Source organism: Teredinibacter franksiae (assembly GCF_014218805.1).
Taxonomy (GTDB): domain Bacteria; phylum Pseudomonadota; class Gammaproteobacteria; order Pseudomonadales; family Cellvibrionaceae; genus Teredinibacter; species Teredinibacter franksiae.
This window is the reverse complement of the sequence record NZ_JACJUV010000008.1, coordinates 78,299-96,029: the sequence shown is the minus strand read 5'-3', so window position 1 is coordinate 96,029 and position 17,731 is coordinate 78,299. Positions and strand designations below refer to the sequence as shown.

General features: G+C 41.7%; 13 protein-coding genes. 12 read left to right on the top strand and 1 reads right to left on the bottom strand.

Annotation, left to right across the window (positions count from 1 at the left end):
* Positions 1-35 precede the first annotated feature (35 nt).
* The gene (locus H5336_RS20270; protein WP_185236672.1) at positions 36-1,025 is read left to right on the top strand and encodes a transposase; all 990 of its coding nucleotides are present in this window, start codon (positions 36-38) and stop codon (positions 1,023-1,025) included.
* A 190-nt stretch (positions 1,026-1,215) separates the two neighbouring features.
* Here the strand turns inward: H5336_RS20270 and H5336_RS20265 are convergent, their stop codons facing one another.
* Positions 1,216-1,896, bottom strand: a complete 681-nt coding sequence (locus H5336_RS20265) for a hypothetical protein (protein WP_185236278.1) — start codon at positions 1,894-1,896, stop codon at positions 1,216-1,218.
* A gap of 1,430 nt (positions 1,897-3,326) precedes the next feature.
* On the opposite strand from H5336_RS20265, the gene H5336_RS20260 reads away from it, so the two are divergent.
* From H5336_RS20260 to H5336_RS20210, 11 genes are all read left to right on the top strand, one after another.
* Entirely contained in the window at positions 3,327-3,950 is a 624-nt protein-coding gene (locus tag H5336_RS20260; protein ID WP_185236277.1) for a MotA/TolQ/ExbB proton channel family protein, read from the top strand.
* 5 nt (positions 3,951-3,955) lie between these two features.
* Positions 3,956-4,477 carry an ExbD/TolR family protein gene (locus tag H5336_RS20255; RefSeq protein WP_185236276.1) on the top strand — a complete coding sequence of 174 codons (522 nt, stop codon included), beginning with the start codon at positions 3,956-3,958 and terminating at the stop codon, positions 4,475-4,477.
* Between the two features lie 104 nt (positions 4,478-4,581).
* Entirely contained in the window at positions 4,582-5,052 is a 471-nt protein-coding gene (locus H5336_RS20250; protein ID WP_185236275.1) for a biopolymer transporter ExbD, read from the top strand.
* A 45-nt stretch (positions 5,053-5,097) separates the two neighbouring features.
* Complete coding sequence (locus H5336_RS20245) at positions 5,098-5,415, top strand: hypothetical protein (RefSeq protein WP_185236274.1); 318 nt, start codon at positions 5,098-5,100, stop codon at positions 5,413-5,415.
* A 22-nt stretch (positions 5,416-5,437) separates the two neighbouring features.
* Positions 5,438-7,906, top strand: coding sequence for an AgmX/PglI C-terminal domain-containing protein (locus H5336_RS20240; protein ID WP_185236273.1), 2,469 nt, complete (start codon positions 5,438-5,440; stop codon positions 7,904-7,906).
* Between the two features lie 11 nt (positions 7,907-7,917).
* On the top strand, positions 7,918-8,625 hold the full coding sequence (locus H5336_RS20235; RefSeq protein WP_185236272.1) for an outer membrane beta-barrel domain-containing protein: 708 nt from the start codon (positions 7,918-7,920) through the stop codon (positions 8,623-8,625).
* A 6-nt stretch (positions 8,626-8,631) separates the two neighbouring features.
* Entirely contained in the window at positions 8,632-10,167 is a 1,536-nt protein-coding gene (locus tag H5336_RS20230; RefSeq protein ID WP_185236271.1) for a hypothetical protein, read from the top strand.
* Positions 10,164-13,643: a tetratricopeptide repeat protein gene (locus H5336_RS20225; RefSeq protein WP_185236270.1), complete on the top strand. Its 3,480-nt coding sequence runs from the start codon at positions 10,164-10,166 to the stop codon at positions 13,641-13,643. The genes H5336_RS20230 and H5336_RS20225 overlap by 4 nt, the downstream gene beginning before the upstream one ends.
* A complete protein-coding gene (locus H5336_RS20220) occupies positions 13,630-15,027 on the top strand; it encodes a hypothetical protein (protein WP_185236269.1) in 1,398 nt (465 codons plus the stop codon). Before H5336_RS20225 ends, H5336_RS20220 begins: the two co-directional genes overlap by 14 nt.
* A gap of 104 nt (positions 15,028-15,131) precedes the next feature.
* Positions 15,132-16,013, top strand: coding sequence for a thrombospondin type 3 repeat-containing protein (locus tag H5336_RS20215; RefSeq protein WP_185236268.1), 882 nt, complete (start codon positions 15,132-15,134; stop codon positions 16,011-16,013).
* 95 nt (positions 16,014-16,108) lie between these two features.
* On the top strand, positions 16,109-17,719 hold the full coding sequence (locus tag H5336_RS20210) for a vWA domain-containing protein (RefSeq protein WP_185236267.1): 1,611 nt from the start codon (positions 16,109-16,111) through the stop codon (positions 17,717-17,719).
* The last annotated feature ends 12 nt before the right edge of the window (positions 17,720-17,731 follow it).

Sequence of the window (17,731 nt, the reverse complement as noted above, 5' to 3'; positions counted from 1 at the left end):
ACCATTGTTATGTACGCTGTGTTCGGCGTGCATATTTGTGTGGAGACGATCATTCGACGGGTGAGAATTACGATCACCGCAAGCAGTGGATCGTATCGCGCTTGCGGTTTTTGTCGTATGTGTATGCGGTAGATGTGTGTGCTTATGCGGTGATGAGCAACCACTACCATGTTGTGCTGCATGCGGATAAGGCTAGGGCGCAGGCATGGAGTAATAAAGAAGTGGCCGAGCGCTGGATGCAGTTGTATAGCGGCCATATGCTGGTTGATCACTGGCTGGAGAACCCGGAGGCTATTGATGCGGCTACGCAAGCCGCAGTGGATGAGATTATCGAAAAGTGGCGTAAACGCTTATACGATATCAGCTGGTTCATGCGCGGCGTTAATGAAACCATAGCCCGCATGGCAAACAGCGAAGAGGGTTGTAAAGGCCGGTTTTGGGAGGGGCGTTTTAAAAGTCAGGCTCTATTGGATGAAGCCGCGTTACTGAGCTGTATGGCCTATGTCGACCTCAACCCCATTCGGGCGGCGATGGAAACAGATCTTATGGAAAGTGATTTCACCTCCATTCAGCAGCGTTTATTCGATTACGTAAAATACAAAAATACCAAATCTAAAGACGAGCAGAAATTGAATGCTCGTATTCAAAAGCAGCGTGAAATTAAAGCTGAAATGGGTTTGGATACTTTACCCGAAGCGCCGTTAATGCCTTTTGATGGTTCCTCCCATACCGATACTCACCATGCCTTACCCTTTACCCGTGAAGACTATTTTGAGCTTGTGGAAACTACTGGCCGTATTCTACGAGACGATAAACGCGGGGCTATCGCCAGCGAACTTCCGGCTATTGTGTCGAGGTTGGGTATTAATCCAAATAAATGGATCGACCACGTTCAGAATTTTGGCCGCCGTTATGGTTCCAGTGCCGGTTCGGTGGCGCGCATGGCCGATTATGCCCAGGTGTTTGAGCGTAATTGCGGCAAGGGTGTAGCGTGTTCGCAGGCACTATATTTAAATACGGGTTAGCGCGAAATAGTCGCACAGTCACGTTAAGAAAATTTGAATAAGGGGGGCGTGTTAGTGTGGGTGTCCGATCATTCGGTTTCTTCTACCTAATGTTGTCGAGGTAGGTGATGGTTGACTTCCCTGACTATTGTGCATGTTCTGGCAAACACGACTTTCATATTCAGGGTTAGAATAAGCCGTGTATCACGCATTAGTATGGCCAAATGGGCACAGGTATCTTTTTAGCGCTGATGTTAAAGGTAAGGTCTGAATCGCATCCACATTGCTTATAGTAGCGTTTTAGGTCATCTAAGCCGGCTATGTCGAAGGGTTTGTCGTAGGCACCAATCACTACAAATTGTTCGTTTGGTTTAACATTGTCAGTACCCAAAAACTCACCGGTTTTACGGTTATAGTAATCGTCGTTGCCACCGTGCATAAAACGCAAGCCCACAATGGCGTTCAAGCTGTGTAAAAACGCATTACTATTGGTGTCGATTTTTTTGCATCGGCTCGCACTGAGTCGGCGCCACGCCGACATTAGATCGTAATCACTGTAAAAACTTTTACCCTGTAGGTAGTTCCGCAGGTCGCTATTGTCGATCGATTGCTGGTCTTTCTCTGTAAGTCGATCGGCAGCAACAATTCCCTTTGGGCCGCTTTCGAGGGTGCTGGTTTTGGAGTTCATCCCCACCGGTTTCGGCGCATATCCTTGTTTGTACATGTATTGACGGTTATCGGGGTTACAAGCTCTGATTATGAGCATTAGCGATTCTCTATCACAAAACTCCTTTAGCAGACGAATTTCCCAACCCGGCATACCTACCGTTTTACCTAGGCGCATATCACCCGTGCCGCAGAGCGAGATCTCTAGCTTGTCTACAATGCTCATCCTTACCCCTCTTTTCATTGAAGTTTGAGTTGCACCAGAAAATCGATGGCACTAAAACCTGGCTAGAAGCATTCTACATGCACCGGGTGAAAAAATATTGAAATAATCAAAGGGACGCTTCTAATGGATGAATTTAGCTCGGCGCGGCCGCATACACGTATCATTTAAAAAATAGAAATTTAGCCAGTTCAGCAGTATGCCTGCCACTCTGAAATTTCCAATAACTTGAAATGAATCCAAAGGCCATTTAGGAATACAGAAGGTCTGAATGATATGTGTATGTGATGAAAAGCAAGAGGTTCATTCATCGCAAATATAGTGGGATTCCGGACTCATAAATTAAAGTTAGGGCTATCGGTTCTTTGTTTATAGCGTTAGCGAAAAGGGTATCAAGTCACTTAACTAGTACTTTCTTTTGTTAAGTCTAATCAGCAGGCTGACATAAAACATCCTCTATTACAAAATTTCAATATAAAAATTGTAAATATATCGAATTGTTTAAGCTTATCTAGATCACTGGTTGTTATTTTTGTTGTGTATTTTATGAAAATGAACAACGCCATAAATTCAAATAGGGTTGTAATTACGATAAAAATATTTGATTTTTTTTGGGGTGCTACACATTACTAACTTAATGTGGGTGTCGCGGTTTTTGTGTATAGATAAAAAAATTATATTTCCGGATAAAGAAAAATATATTCTTATAATGATAGGACAGTTCTGAATCATATTTATTCGATTAGTAAGCTAGTTGGACATAAAAATACCGCTATCAGCTCCATTTATTTGATTGCGATCAAGTGTCAGCAGTGCATGAATCACGCTTTTACATCTCCTCACACAACATCATAAGACTATATTTTATTCTAAACTTCTTCGAGGTTTTGTGGGTTCCGCGGTAAAACAAAAACATAATTTCTTTTGCATAATTTGAAGTTTCAGTAACGATTGCTGGCGGAATTGAAAAACGTTTAAGCGTAATTCATTTCAGTAGATCACAAAATATAGTTGTGGCTGCTGGACCAAATGAATGATGAAAATGTAATCAGCGGTGAAAGTAGAGCCTGTACCAATAATGAAGAAGAGGCTGTTTGCGAAGCTGAGGTGATGTTTTGGGTAAATTAACCACTATATAGTCTGAAATCGATTTTCCGTCCACATGAAAAACGCAAGACATGTTCTTCAGCTAGATAGAAGAAATACTAGGATTAATGCAGGTTTTTAGGTCTACTAGTTGGGATGGTTTTTAGTCCATATGGCCCATTAAAAACGGGTAAATAATTGAAAAGAATGAATATTACAGTTCTGGTTTAAACGCACATCGGATGTAACTTATTGAGCATTTTATTGCGGTCTCCGACTCGTCTGTTTGGCTTGTAGAGAAGTGTTCTGTTTTTTGGGTGAAACTAAATTTGGCTAAGGGGTACACAATGTTTACGTTCTTCACAGATGGCGGTGTTTTTATGTACGTCATTCTCTTTACGTCTATTGGTGCTTTGGCGCTTTTTTGTGAACGAGCCTTCTATCTGTATCTTCGTTTGGGTTTAAATGTCGACAAAGCCTTTAGGCGTGTAGAAATTCGACTGGAAAAAGAAAACTATCAACAGGCATTTGAAGAGGTAAATAGGTTTTCCAATCACCCTTTGGGTCGAACATTAAAGACGGGCTTACTAAAAGCCGGTAAGCGAGATAAAGAAATTGAGCAGGCACTGCAAGAAAGCATTCTTCGAGAAATCCCCAAAATAAAGGCTCGTATCAATTACTTAAGTATGTTCGCGAATGTTGCAACACTTCTTGGTTTGCTCGGAACCATTGTTGGTCTTATTGCAGCGTTTTCTGGTGTTAGTGAGGCAGCTGCAGCAGAAAAACAGCAGATTTTAGCCTCGGGTATTTCTATTGCTATGTTTACTACCGCTTTTGGCTTGATTGTATCTATTCCATGTCTTGTCGGTTTCTACTTGCTCAGTAATAGAGGTGACTACCTAATCGATAAGCTCGATGAAAAAGCACTAGGGTTGTTTAATATTCTGTCAAATATGAAAAGGAGTAGTTGATTGTCATGGCTGCTTTAGGTACCAGGCGAAAACGACCTGAGCCAGACGTAGAAATTAATATGGTGCCCATCATGAATATGTTTCTGGTGCTCATTCCATTCCTACTTATGTCAGCGAGCTTTTTACATTTGAAAGCAATTGACACGTCCGTGCCTGTTAGAGCAGAAACATCCCTAAGTAGTGAAGACAGCAAAAAAAAGGAGGTTGTGGTTACCGCTGTGGTCAAGCTTACGTATACGGGTGTTCGTCTGTCGGTTACGTCACCTGAACTAACCGAAGATCAGTTAAAGTCGCTCGATACTCGTATTGAATGGACAAAAGACAAAGAGACTGAAATGTTAGAAGAGTTGGTTATCTATCTAAGGGGAATAAAAAACAAATATCCTAAAAGCAATACGTTAATTTTGTCGCCAGCCGACGATGTGATTTATAAAGATATTGTAACTGTTATGGATGTTGCAAGAAAAAGCGGTGAAACAACGCTTTTTCCCATTGTGGTCGTGTCCGGTGAAGTTTCTTCTAGTTAAGTATTGATGACGATTTTGAGGTATTTGGGATGTCGCTTGGCAATAATTTTCGAAATAGAGAACCGTTTATAGCACCAAAGCTACAAATAACAGCAATGATGGATATGTTTACCATTATCGTATTCTTCTTGTTGTTTTCATACGCCGAAAAGCCCGACGAGGTGCAGTTAAACAGCAATATCGATTTACCTTCGTCCAGTAGCCAAAGCGATTATGAGAATACAATTAAAGTGTTTTTATCGCCAGACACGCTAAAGATTGAAGATCAGACCGTTGCCAATATACGCCAAGGAAAAATTATGGATTTTGACCCTAATAACCCCCGTAATAGTAGGCTTTACAAAACACTAGAAAAAATACGAAAAGATCGGCTGGAATTACAGGAAAAAATGAACTTGCAGGAAACCGATACCCAGAAAGGAGGGGCTGGCCTAGTAAGTAGTGTCAATAAAAACAAACCACAAGTGTTATTTTTTTGTGATAAGTCAGTTCCATTTAAGGTAATCAATTCTGTTATGAAAACTATAGGGATGGTCGGTTATCCCAATATGCAATTTGCAGTTACGGGTGAGTAATTGCCCCAAATATTCAAATATCGCGGTATTTCGGAGGCTCGGATCATGAAACAGCATATTCTATTATGCTTGACTTTATTATGGTTTTTTATATCAGCATACTCTGCCGTCGTTGTTGCGGAAGAGGGGGATGACCAGAAAGAAAGCCGTATAGATTTTGGTAATACGTATATTCAAGGGCAGTCTATAAAATCGGGTGCAGTGTATCTAACGAACAGAAGGAAAACACCGCTAAAAACCTTGTTAAAAACAAGGAAAAGCTATCGGCAAGAAATTGTTAACGACTTTTATGGCCACGAAATGGAACTTGAAGATCAGGCGGCCGAACCAAAACCGCTTCCAGACCTAAAGCTATCTAAATGATTTGTCGTATAGGATTTGAGTGATGCCATCAAGAGACAATACGGCTTCGAATATCCCCGCTATAACCGACCAAATACTGGAAGAATTAGAGCGTAAAGGTCACGGGGTGATTGACACATCTATAGCTAATGATAAAGATCAAATCATTAGCGACTTAGTAACACATGTTAAAAAACAGCAAAAAGTAATCGTAAACCTTAACGAAAAATTACATCCACAGAATCAGTGGGATATTCAGCAGGTAGGTGGATCTTCAACTCTAGCCAAAAAAGATACTGTCCATAAAAGCATAGAATCGAAAAGTAAATACAATATTATTAGGCGGCTTGGCGATTACATACTGGGTAAAGAGCGTAATGTAAACATTAAAATTGATAATGATTCCTCGGTGAAACGGGTTTTACAGCGTTCAGGTGGTTCCTTCGAGCCTGCGGAAATTAAACATACAAGTACTTTTTCGCTCGAGCAAAGAAAAGAAATTGAGGAAAAAATTAAAGCTGAATTACTTTTACAGATAAAGGACGATTTGCGACAAGAGTTGATCGATGAGTTTAGCCAAAAATACCCACAACATTTTCGTGATCAAAAGAGCACAAAGAAGAGTAAAACACACTCGGATACAAAAAAATTAAATTCGGAAAAATCAACTGATATAACGTCTATATCGAAAAAGACAGAAAATCATAAAGCAACTCATCCGCAGTACGAGCAAGATAGAATACTAAACGTAAAAATAAACGATAGCACAACAACAGGCCGAACTGGATTAACCAAAAATAAGAGAGTATCAAGAGCGCCAAATTCTCCATGTACTCGGACTATATTACCGTTAGAAGACAAAAAAAGTACTATTCCTGATAACGAAGATCCAGCTAAAAAACAAGTTAATACTGTTAAATCGCGGAAGAAAACTGAGTCGCGTTCGGTTGTTGCTAGTTTGGAGGCCTCTGGTAATGCTCCACAAGTCGATGTAAGAGCGAAATCAACCAAAACACGTAATCGAAAAGACGCACCGGTAGTATGGCCTATCAGTGGTGCTGTATTTGATGAAGAGGACGAGGATGATGAATATGACATCGATACAACACTGGATAATGAAACGCTTTATTCCCTTACCGATAAGCTTAATGGCAATCGGAAACAGGGTGTCATTGACCATAATGCGCCATTACTGATTGAGGTGACTCGATTTCATCGAGGTGAGGTAAGGAACTTGGAGCATGTCAACCTTGGAGACAGTTATTCGGTTCATGTCGGTACGCGGAAAATAAAAATAGCAAGTAATCGAAAAAACAACCAGTGTCAAATATTCTATATGCGACGTTATTTTGCCGCTGGCATTGGCGAATACAGCAGTAATACGAGTGAAAATGAAAGCGTTAAAGCACTACAGGTTAATAGCCCAAAGAAATCATTACGGTATACGCTACCGCCAGACAAAGTTATTTTCCTAAAAGCAGGAAATGATGAGTACCGTTTACGTGTCGTTCCTGCTCGAGTTGCTTGCAAGGTACCGGATATACCTCAAGAGCAAGGTAGGAATTTTAAGCATTTTTTACAATATTCTGCTGTATTCCACATTGCAATAATAATATTGGGAAGTCTTATCTATACACTAACACACCATAAAACGGAAAAAATAGAAGAGCCTAGGTTCGCGCAAGTTGAATTACAGCCTTTAGTAATACCAACTCCACCACCAAAGCCTCCTGCTGAGGTCAAAAAAATACCAAAAGTAAAAAAAATGGATACTGTTAAAAAAATAAAGGTAACTAAAAAACCAACATCAGCGAAACCCAAACCAAAAAACGCTGGCGGCGGAAGTAAAAAGGGTGGAAACATTAAAAAACGAGATGTCAAATCATCAGGTTTATTAGCCGCATTGGGTACTAGAAGCGATAAACAGGAAGGAAAAAAGCAAGCTTTAGCCGAGATTAGTAGCATAGATGCGGTATCGTCTTTAGATCAAAGCTCTGCGGTACTGAAAGTCTCTGGACTTTCAGCAAAAGTGCAGGGTGCTCGCATTGAAGTGGCCTCTGGAGAGCTTATTAATACCAGTGGATCAAACAAAGTTTTACGCAGTGGTGGAGTGGCAGGTGAAGGTAATGTTGGCGCACTCGAAACAGGTATCACTGGGAATCGCGATATTCGTGGTCGAGTTTCTGCAACACTGACACGCACCGTAAAAATTAAAGGTGGTTTAAGTCGAGACGAAGTGAAAGGTGTTATCGATGCTCACATGGATGAAGTTGTTTACTGTTACGAAAAAACATTAATGAGCAACCCGGGTTTAGCGGGGAAGGCAGTATTTGAGTGGAAAGTACTTTCGTCTGGACGTGTGGGCGAGGTCAACATTAAAACGTCATCTCTTCGCTCCAACGATATTCATTCCTGTATTAAAGCAGCGGTAAAAAGTTGGGAGTTCCCTAAACCATCAGGGGGTTCTGTATTTGTATCGTTCCCATTCATTTTTGATTCAGTGTCATTCTAAGGAATCGATAGATGTTATTTTCCAGGTGTTTATTATTAGCAACCGTCGTATTCAGTATCAGTAACACGGCTTATTGTGTGGATGTTGCCGATTCAGCGAAGCCCGAAGTTACGATTGTCCAGGAGCGACTGTTTGACCGAAAAAACGAAATAGGGTTTTCGATAGGACATTTACCTGATGACAACTTTTATGAAGTTTTTCCGGTGTCGTTTAACTATATTCATCATTTTAGTGAAAACTATGCATGGGAGGTTATACGCGCAAGCTATATGCTGAATAATGAGCGCGATATTAAGCGAGATTTGGAAGAAAACTTTGGCGTAACACCTTCTACATTCGACGAAATTACTAGCCATTTTGAAACAAGTTTTATGATAAAGCCGAGCTATGGTAAAGACTCTGTTTGGAATAAACATGTTGTCAATAATGAAACGTATGTTTCGTTTGGAACAGGAATAGCTACTTACAAAAAAATGCTCAGTTACGGTGATAATGAGCAGGAGTCGGCGCTTACCTTAAGTGCCGGAGTTGGTAGAAAGTACTTTATAAACAAGTCATTTAACATTAGCTTGGATCTTAAAGATATTTTTATATTTAAAGAGAGTTCGGTAGAAAGTTCAATTTATCTTGGTGTTGGATTCAATTATCGATTCGATGGCTTTGGTTCTTTCAATAAAACCGAAGGTGAAGATAGCTCTATTTACAACTATCTGAAGTAAAGAGTCATGTGTAAAAGTAATGATTTAAGTATTTGTTTTCTGTTAGCGCTAAGCTTTTTGGTGGCGTCATCTGCGCATAGCCAAGAGACGCTTGTTGAGACAGAATATCAACAGCCAGAACAGGTGATGGAACTTACTATTGATGAGCAGGAAAAACTCGACGAAGAAAAGAAGGCTCTTTTTAAAGTCGGTTATGACAGTTTTAATAGAAAGAACTATAAAGAATCTCTTGGTGGATTTTATCACTACATGTCTGTTGCAAATGCAGGAGATGAGAATTATGAATGGGCAAATTTTTTCTACGGCGTTTCCCTGGAAAAACTAGGATTTTCACACGCAGCGGTAGATACTTTCACCAAAATAGTTACAAGTAAACCAAACACCAAAATCGTAGTCTATATATTGAGTTATTTCGATAATCTCTCAAGAAATCAACCATTTGATCAGGAGATGCTAATAGCCCAAGCGCTAAATAGCACAGACTACGGATTTGTTGATGACGATCTCGCCGCAATGGTTCATTACCACCAGGGTATATACGATACTCGCAATGGGCATGCTGAATGGGCTGAAGGACATTTTGGTAGTATCCCGCGTGACTCAATTTATTATGCTAGCTATCTATATCAACATGCTGTAGAGCAAACGCGAAAAAATGAAATAGATTCAGCGTTAACGCTCTTGGAATCTCTATTGGCGCTACCGAATGTTGATGCAACGCTAGTGGACACAGCGCATTGGACTAGCGCAAGATTGCTTTTTGAAAGGTCCGAACATCAAAAGGCAATTGAGCATTACAAGGCGATAAAAACGCCGGTAAGCGAGCAGGCCTCCTTTTTATTAGAGCGAGCGTGGAACCAATATAAGCTAAATAAACCTCAGCGTGCTATGGGGTTGCTCTATGCGTTTGAAGCACCGGACTTCAGGCGATTTTTCACTCCAGAAATGTTCATATTGAAATCGCTAATTTACAAAAGCTTGTGTAAATATGAGTCAACGTTGTCTACAGTTGACGCTTTCTATGCGCGCTATCAAAAAGCATTGGACGCAGTATACGATCGCAAGCTTGCAGCCGATCCAGAAACGAAAACCATCTTATATCTAATTCTTAACGATGAATCGATTAAACGTCAGTGGGCATTTGTTCGCTTACTCGAAACCGAAACTGTATTACTACAGACATTAGATGATCAAGCGCTGCACAACCACTTGAGCGCGACATATACACTAAAGCTTGAACAGTCAGCAAAGCGTCTCAGGCTTAATGTAGATCGCGAGTACGAACGCTTAGCGAACCTTTTGTTGGAATACGAAGAAAACATAAATTTGGTTCGCTATGAGTCAGGTGTCGATCAGTATCAGAGCGCCAGCGACCTAAGGTATCGAGAAGCTAAACCAGAAAAATCGGCGAGCAGTTCCTATAAGGGTAAGGTTGTCTATCAGTTTCAAGGTGAATTTTGGAGCGACGAGTTTGATGACTACAAAGTTCATTTATCGGACGAGTGTAACAATGAACAAGAGTGGGAGGTTTTTTTCAAATGAAATATATACTTGAAACCTCCATCGTTAACCGTTTTCAGCCTTTAGTAAAAGCTATGATGATAGCGGGTTTCGCATTTGGCATTACATCATGTTCTTTCCTGCCGTTTATAGGTAAAGCTAACCCATCAGAAGTAGAGCCAATCTTTGAGTCATTGCAGGAAGAAGAAAGTGAATCGAGCAAATATGGATTCAAGCGCGAGGCCAAGACTGTTGAAGACGATATTCTTATTCGACGTTTTGAGCTTGATAAAAGCAACTTGGACCATGCAATAACAAACACTAAGGACCTAATATCGAAATCTCACGGTAAGCCATTTCTGCCAGAGTTATATATTCGGTTAGCGGAGCTCTATGCAGAAAAATCTCGTGTTGTTTTCTTTCTTCGTAGACTAGAGATGGGGGAGCGTGGAAAGGTACGGGAAATAAGCAGTATTGAAGCTGCGGGTTTGAAAGAAAAGGCCGTTGAAACCTACTTGCAAATCATTAGTCATTTTCCAGATTTTGAATATCTTGACAAAGTTCATTTCTTCCTAGCTCACGAGTTTCGTGAGCTAGGGAAGTATACTGATATGGTCGAGCAGTATGAGGAAATTCTAAAGACGTACCCCCTAAGCGAGTTTGTTCCAGAATCACTCTTACTGTTGGGAGACCACGCCTACCAGGACAAAAATATCGATCAAGCACTTGGTTATTACCAACGTGTTCTTCAATACCCTAAGAGTTCCGCCATAGTGATTGCTCGGTATAAGCTTGCGTGGGTACATATAAACAAGCGAAATTATGCACAAGCATTAAGTCTTTTTGAAAAATCAGTGGCCAACAAAGACGCACCTTCGACAGTAGATGTAGACACCTATAATCGTGTGGATATTCGTCTAGAGGCGCTCGCTGACATGGCATTTACCTACAGTCAAGTTTATAAGGATACTAAACCAGGCGATGATTCTGCTTATTTTAAAAAGATTGCTTGGTCACGACAATCATATATTTTGGTTTTAGAAAAGCTTGCCAATCGCTACATGATTAAGCACAAGTGGGACAACGCATCATACATTTATCGTGAGCTATCCGCCATGCAGTCTGATGGCACTAAACTTCTTCATTATTTGGAAAATTTGTACACTTGTTTATTGGAGTCAAAAAACTTTGGAGGTTCAGAAAACGATATTGTATTAATTGTGAAGGCATTGGATCAAGTTCGGTATTCGGTACATATGGATGAATCCAAAAAAGTGGAGTTAATGACAGTGTACGAACTCTATGCCCGTGATGTCGCTACTCGCTTGCATAACAATGCAAAGAAAACCAATGAAGTTGACGACTACAGAGTTGCTGCTTCTGTGTATAAGAAGTATTTGGACTTTTTTGATGAAAGCCCAAAATACGCAGAAATACAGATCAACTATGCAGAAAGTTTATTTTCATCAGGTGATCACACTCGTGCGGGGAAAGTTTACGAAACGATTGCATCAACTATATCGGACCCAAAGGTAAGGCACGATCCTTTGTATAGCGCTGCTGCCGCTTATTACACTGCACTAAACAATATAGGAGATTTAAATCATTACGAGATAGCTTTCTCTCAAGATGGATTACGCGATGTTGGTCAAACATACGTTGGCCTTTACCCTAGTTCGAGTAAATCTGAGGATATCCTATTTAACATTGCTCGTATTCAGTACGACAAAGGGGAGTTTCAAGCGGCTGTAGAGGAGTTTTCAGCTTTCGTAAAAAAATATCCGAAGGGAAGCAATGCCAAAGCTGCAGTTGAACTCATAATGGATTCATTGAACACAACGGAAAACTATGACGCGTTGATGGATCTCGAGCAGGATATAGCCGAGATCCCTGGCCTTGATAGCGGTGTAAAACAGAATATTGCGAAAGTAAGTAAAGCCGCTCAGTCGAAAATAATTCAGGAAATGGTCGTCGGTTCGATTAACGATTGGGATTCAGGGAAAGAAAAGCTGATTAATTTTGCGGATAGCAACAAAACGGCAGGTTTGGGTATACAAGCGCTTAATGCCTTGTTTGTCTCCAGCGAAGAGCATGGTGATATAGAAAGTATGCACGTCGCTGGTCAGAGTATCGCTAGTCGTTTTAGCGGAACAGAACATGCAGAAAACGCATTAAGAGCACTTATCGATTTATCGTTAACGACAGCTAACTATCGTGTACTTGCAGACTACCTAGAGCAGTATGTTTTACAATTCCCAAAATCTGTAAATTCAAAGGATTTTCTATTCCAAGCTGCACAGATTAGAGGGAATTTGAAACAAAACTCTCTCGCAATAAGTAATTACAACAAGGTATTGAATAATTACAAGATAGATAACAAATTTCGTGAACAAATAGTGCTCGCGCTAATAGCATCACATGATGAGCTAGGTGAGAGAGAACAAGCTTATCGTGTATTGGCAAAAAATAAACGCGCTTTGAATACGGGTACCCTTGCTGCACTGGGTGCAGAGTTATCGTACTACACTGGCAGAAGCGGGCCGACGTTGCAGTATCTCAAAAACGCCAGAAAAATGTCAGCTCAGGGTAAGGTTCCATCTGAATATTATGAGCCTTTAGGTAGAACCGCTTATGCATTGGCTTTTCGATCTTACGATCGCTATATGAAAGTAAAGCTAGGAGCTCAAATAGATAACCGTATTGTAGAATCAAAAACCCAACTACAAGAGCAGCTCCAGGATGACTTTATAACGGCAATTAATTTTAAGTCACCGCGCTGGTCAGTTTTGGCCTGCTACCGAATTTATGAAATAAATTTGGAATATGCACGTTTCTTGGAGGGCGCGCCCCAGCCTGAAGGTTTTACATCGGATGAAATATCTCAATACAAGCAGATAATAGCGGAAAAGGCGCTTGAATACAGAAATGAAGCCGCTCAGTACCTTAAAACGGGCGAAGATATTGCAAGGCGCACTAAGCCATTAGATAGACAAATATCCACATACGACATTGAAGCGGAGCGCTCTTTTGTTCGGAACGCGTCGTTCTCTCAACGTCAAAAGCAAACTCAAATTGGTCTTGAAACATTAAAGGATACGGAATTTAGAGCGATATTTGACTCCCTGTATAGAGACCCTGGTGATGTCGACTTGCTTTTGGCATTGGCGAATAAATATAGGCAGCGCGGGGATCTAGGGCAAACATTAGTTATTGCCAAAACCCTACTTGAAGATACACGAAAGCTTGGCAGTAAACGTCGTTCAGAGGTTTACTCAGTGATGGGCGCTGTGTATATGGACATGGGGCACGATAGGCTTGCGCGGGATTCTCTGCAGAAATCTTTAGACATAGATAAATCTAATTATTCGGCCGCTGTTAATCTTGCGGGTCTTTACTATCACTACGGTTATAAAGATTACGCCAACGGGCTATACAGTAAGCGTATTGGGTTAAAGAAAAAAGAAGATACCGTCCTTATAATTTCTCGTGCAGAGAGGTTTTTCAATGCGCCGGATTAACCACAGTTTTAGTAAAATAAGCACGCTAGCTTTGGTACTGCTTTCAGTCGTAATTGTAACTGCAGGATGTGGAGGCCGGTCAAATAGAGATAAAAAGGAAGTTGAACCGGAGTTGGTAAAATCACCGTGGGTAAAAACCAAAATTATTGCGGTAACCAAAGGTGGTTTGCTCAGTACAAATGTTATCGCAGTTGCAGACAAACTATCGGAGAGTTTGCTTCATTTTGTCTATTTTGTGGATGCGCATGAAGTCTCAGAGGAGCAACCTAATCTTCCTGTTGAATATACCCTAAGGCATTTGGTCTGGGATACGGAAGCCCCGGAGGGCGAGAGCCTTGTATCCACTAGCGACATTGTGACCTTAGATAATACCCTCGAGTTTGAGGTGGCAATCGATAACAATAATACTTTATATACGGCCTATAGGGGTGGCAATGTTGCGCACTGTAATACACAGCAATCCGACACCATGCTTGCAGTGAAGGCCACTGGTGATAGCGCGTGGCAAGAATACGTAGGTGCTATTGGCTATTCTGGGTCGAGAAACCCCGCATATACTGATGGCGATGCGGGCGATTACCCAAGCCTAGCTATCGATAGCAATGGCAATGTGCATATCGCATTTCAATTTTTTTGGGAGGGCTGTGATTCTAATAACGCCCTACATCCTGATGTGCTTTATGTGCAAAAACCTGCTGGGGCGCTGGATAGTTTTGATATTGCCAGCGAAGAGCATGTAGAAGGCAATGACTATGCGACAACAAATTACCAAAATGCGGTGGGTTACCATAACAGTTTGGTTGTAGACATGGATGATAGCCCTGTTATTTTTTACGGTGCAAGAGAAATTAATTACAACGAACATGGCCTGCGCGTCGCGCGTACAGTTAATGGACTGTGGCAAAGTGAGTGGGTCGACAAAGGCTGTTTTATTACTGATATATCCGCCGCCATCTCTCCAGAAGGCGAATTGGGCGTTGCCTATTCTATAGGAGAGTGTACTGAGCATTTAAGTTATACCGAAGACGACGGGTACGCACTGCGTTATGCCGTCTATTCGGAAGGTGAATGGACGGTCCATACGGTTGATGAAGCAACAAAGATTGGGGGTCATACTGAATTGGCGTTCGATAATTTAGGTAGCCCCGCGATTGCCTACTATGAAACAGAATCTTATGGTATAGGCGGGCAGCGTGACCTTTTTAATTTGAAGCTAGCTCGTCTTGATTTAACGAATATGAGTTGGTTTAAACAGCGAGTGGATGAAGCCGGTGATATCGGTCTGTTTAATTCACTTTGGTTTGATATAGAGAACAATATTTACATTAGTAGTTTTTCCAATACAGATAATACAGTTTATTTGTTTACAGAAAATAATGAATAACCAGTGAAGTCTATAAACATCTATTGCACTAGAAATAGATTAAGCCTTTGTGCGGTGTATTTGGTGCTGCGCAAAACTATTTTTCTTCGGTTGTGGAGGTTCACGTGAAAACCCTTATCTTGTCAACATTATTGGTTGGATTTGCATTAGTCATGCTATCTCTTTCGGCTCTCGCGGGCGTTTATACCGACGAAGGCTACCTCGATGATAGTGGAGTTCTTTGGGTACGCTACGTCGATCAAAACGGGAACGTATTTTTTCGTGATGAAGACGGTCGCATATTGGAGTGTGGAGCGGATTGTGGTGCTCCTCCTACTGGTGGCGTGGGTGGAGGAGGTGGCGGAGCGCTGGTTTTGGTTGCACTTACGGTCGGACCAATCCAGCAAGCCGATGACGATTTCGACGATGACGGCTGGAATGACCCACAAGATAACTGCACGCACGATGCAAACTTCGACCAGGATAATTCCGACGGTGATCGACACGGCGATGCCTGCGATAACTGCCCTTCGCTCGCCAATTATTATCAAGAAGACATAGATAACGATGGTATTGGAGACGTTTGCGATAACGATATCGATGGCGATGAAGTTGAGCTACTCGGGCAAAGAGATAATTGTGCGTACATTGCCAATAGCGATCAAACCGATCGAGATGAAGACGGCATGGGCGATTTATGTGATGACGACGATGATGGCGACACTATTCCGGATGCTATCGACAATTGTCCTGCTGTAGCCAATACAGGCCAAGCCAATGCGGATTTCTATCTGGTAGGCGACGTGCAGGGAGATGCCTGCGATAACGACTACGACAATGATGGATTCAATATTAATGTAGATTTGTGCCCCAACGCTCGCTCGGATCAAAACTTGGATTCAGATGAAGATGGTATTGGTAATGTTTGTGATAATTGCCCATCAACGGCGAATGCCGATCAGGTTGATAGTGATGGTGATGGTCGCGGCGATATTTGTTCAGTTTAGTGAAAATTATCATTGACTATATAGCTGAATTTAGTGCCGTATTTTTTGTGCCTATATCAGTTAAACGACACAACAGATTCCGGGAGGATATTCGTATGAAGCGGGTTTCCACAATTATTTTACTACTTGGATGCTTGGTTGCGGTGCTTGTGGGGTGTAAAGATCACGCACCACTGGAACGTACTACCGAAAGTAGCATAGCCGTATTAAAAGGTTCTTTTCGTACCGAAAATCCAGACGAGATTGGCTTTCCGGTAAAAGTGCTATTTGCGATTGATGCGTCTGCCAGTATGGGGTTTGTTATGCCCGACGGCAGTGGGGCCGGGGCAGACCCTCACGGTCTACGACTAGACGCGGCCAGAGAATTCATTAATCGTTACAACAGCGAGTTCGACGATGTTTCGTTTGAGGTGATGATTTGGAATTCTGCCGTTACCGCCGTTACCCAAAATGGCGATGGCCAAAACGACTACACCAAAGACCCAGACGAACTCAACGATATTCTTAGCTTCAATGCAAATGACACGACGACTAACTATTTGGGAACACTCAGTACTATATACGCTGATATTCAGCGGGATATTACCGATACAGAAAATCAGGATAATTTGTCTCGTACTAAATATATCGTAATATTTCTTAGCGATGGTCAGCCAGATTCTGGTACCGGAATAGACTCCGAGAAAAAAATAACTGATAGCGTAGAAGATATTGTCGATATGGTCGAAAATTGGGGCGTGGGTTCATTTAACTTCCACACCTTTTTGCTAGAAGATCCAGCACTGGACGACGATGATCTTGCCCAGGCTGGACAAATACTAGAAGCGATGGCCGATGCAGGGCAGGGCCAATATCAACATTTTGAAAATGCCGACTCTATCGACTTCAATATTGTTGACCTACGGTTAACGGTTGAATACATCGTTAAGTATATTGTTGCTTACAATTACAATGTTATACCAGGTGTTGATAGCTTAATGGTCGATACCGATGGCGACGGCCTATCCGACGAAGAGGAGTTACTCTACGGTTCTGACCCCGGTAACCACGACACCGATAACGATGGCATGAGTGATTACTTCGAGAAGTTAGTGAGTTCACCGGGTAACGAACGCGATCCATTGGTTTTTGATAGCCCCTGTGATTTGGGTGCGGAAGACACATGGCCCGATACTGACACCGACGGTTTGACTGATTGTGAAGAATATATACAGGGTACAAAAAGAAAAATTGCTGACACCGATTACGATGGTATTCCCGATTATATTGAACACCTAGCGGGCACTAGCCCTATTGAAGTACAAGATACTGACGATACCGATTTTGACGGTAGCGTTGATTGGCTAGAAGTTCATCACCACACCAATGTAAAGTCAGCGGACCCTATTGTTCGCGAACGCTACTCCTATCAGTACGAAATAGTTGATACAGGATTAGTGCAAATGAATCAAGGAACAGATTCTGAATCTTTTGTACGTGAATTCGAATTTACCATTTCCAATATCCACTTACTAGACCCTGGTTATCGTAGCGATATGACCGATCAGCTGCCTGGGGACAATGTCATACAGCTGTACGTAGCTCAGGTCCCGAGTGACCAACCCGATACAACACCTTTGTTTCGGCGTGCAACCGTGACCGTGAATATCCGTGATAGCGATAAAGTAATCGAAATTACACCAGACAATTTTGAACTAGTTCCATAATTGGTGAATCTT

Bases quoted from the DNA above. Each gene is read 5' to 3' on its own strand.
- H5336_RS20235 (WP_185236272.1), top strand. From the start codon at position 7,918: ATGTTATTTTCCAGGTGTTTATTATTAGCAACCGTCGTATTCAGTATC.
- H5336_RS20255 (WP_185236276.1), top strand. From the start codon at position 3,956: ATGGCTGCTTTAGGTACCAGGCGAAAACGACCTGAGCCAGACGTAGAA.
- H5336_RS20220 (WP_185236269.1), top strand. From the start codon at position 13,630: ATGCGCCGGATTAACCACAGTTTTAGTAAAATAAGCACGCTAGCTTTG.
- H5336_RS20260 (WP_185236277.1), top strand. From the start codon at position 3,327: ATGTTTACGTTCTTCACAGATGGCGGTGTTTTTATGTACGTCATTCTC.
- H5336_RS20265 (WP_185236278.1), bottom strand. From the start codon at position 1,896: ATGAGCATTGTAGACAAGCTAGAGATCTCGCTCTGCGGCACGGGTGAT.
- H5336_RS20230 (WP_185236271.1), top strand. From the start codon at position 8,632: ATGTGTAAAAGTAATGATTTAAGTATTTGTTTTCTGTTAGCGCTAAGC.
- H5336_RS20225 (WP_185236270.1), top strand. From the start codon at position 10,164: ATGAAATATATACTTGAAACCTCCATCGTTAACCGTTTTCAGCCTTTA.
- H5336_RS20210 (WP_185236267.1), top strand. From the start codon at position 16,109: ATGAAGCGGGTTTCCACAATTATTTTACTACTTGGATGCTTGGTTGCG.
- H5336_RS20240 (WP_185236273.1), top strand. From the start codon at position 5,438: ATGCCATCAAGAGACAATACGGCTTCGAATATCCCCGCTATAACCGAC.
- H5336_RS20245 (WP_185236274.1), top strand. From the start codon at position 5,098: ATGAAACAGCATATTCTATTATGCTTGACTTTATTATGGTTTTTTATA.
- H5336_RS20250 (WP_185236275.1), top strand. From the start codon at position 4,582: ATGTTTACCATTATCGTATTCTTCTTGTTGTTTTCATACGCCGAAAAG.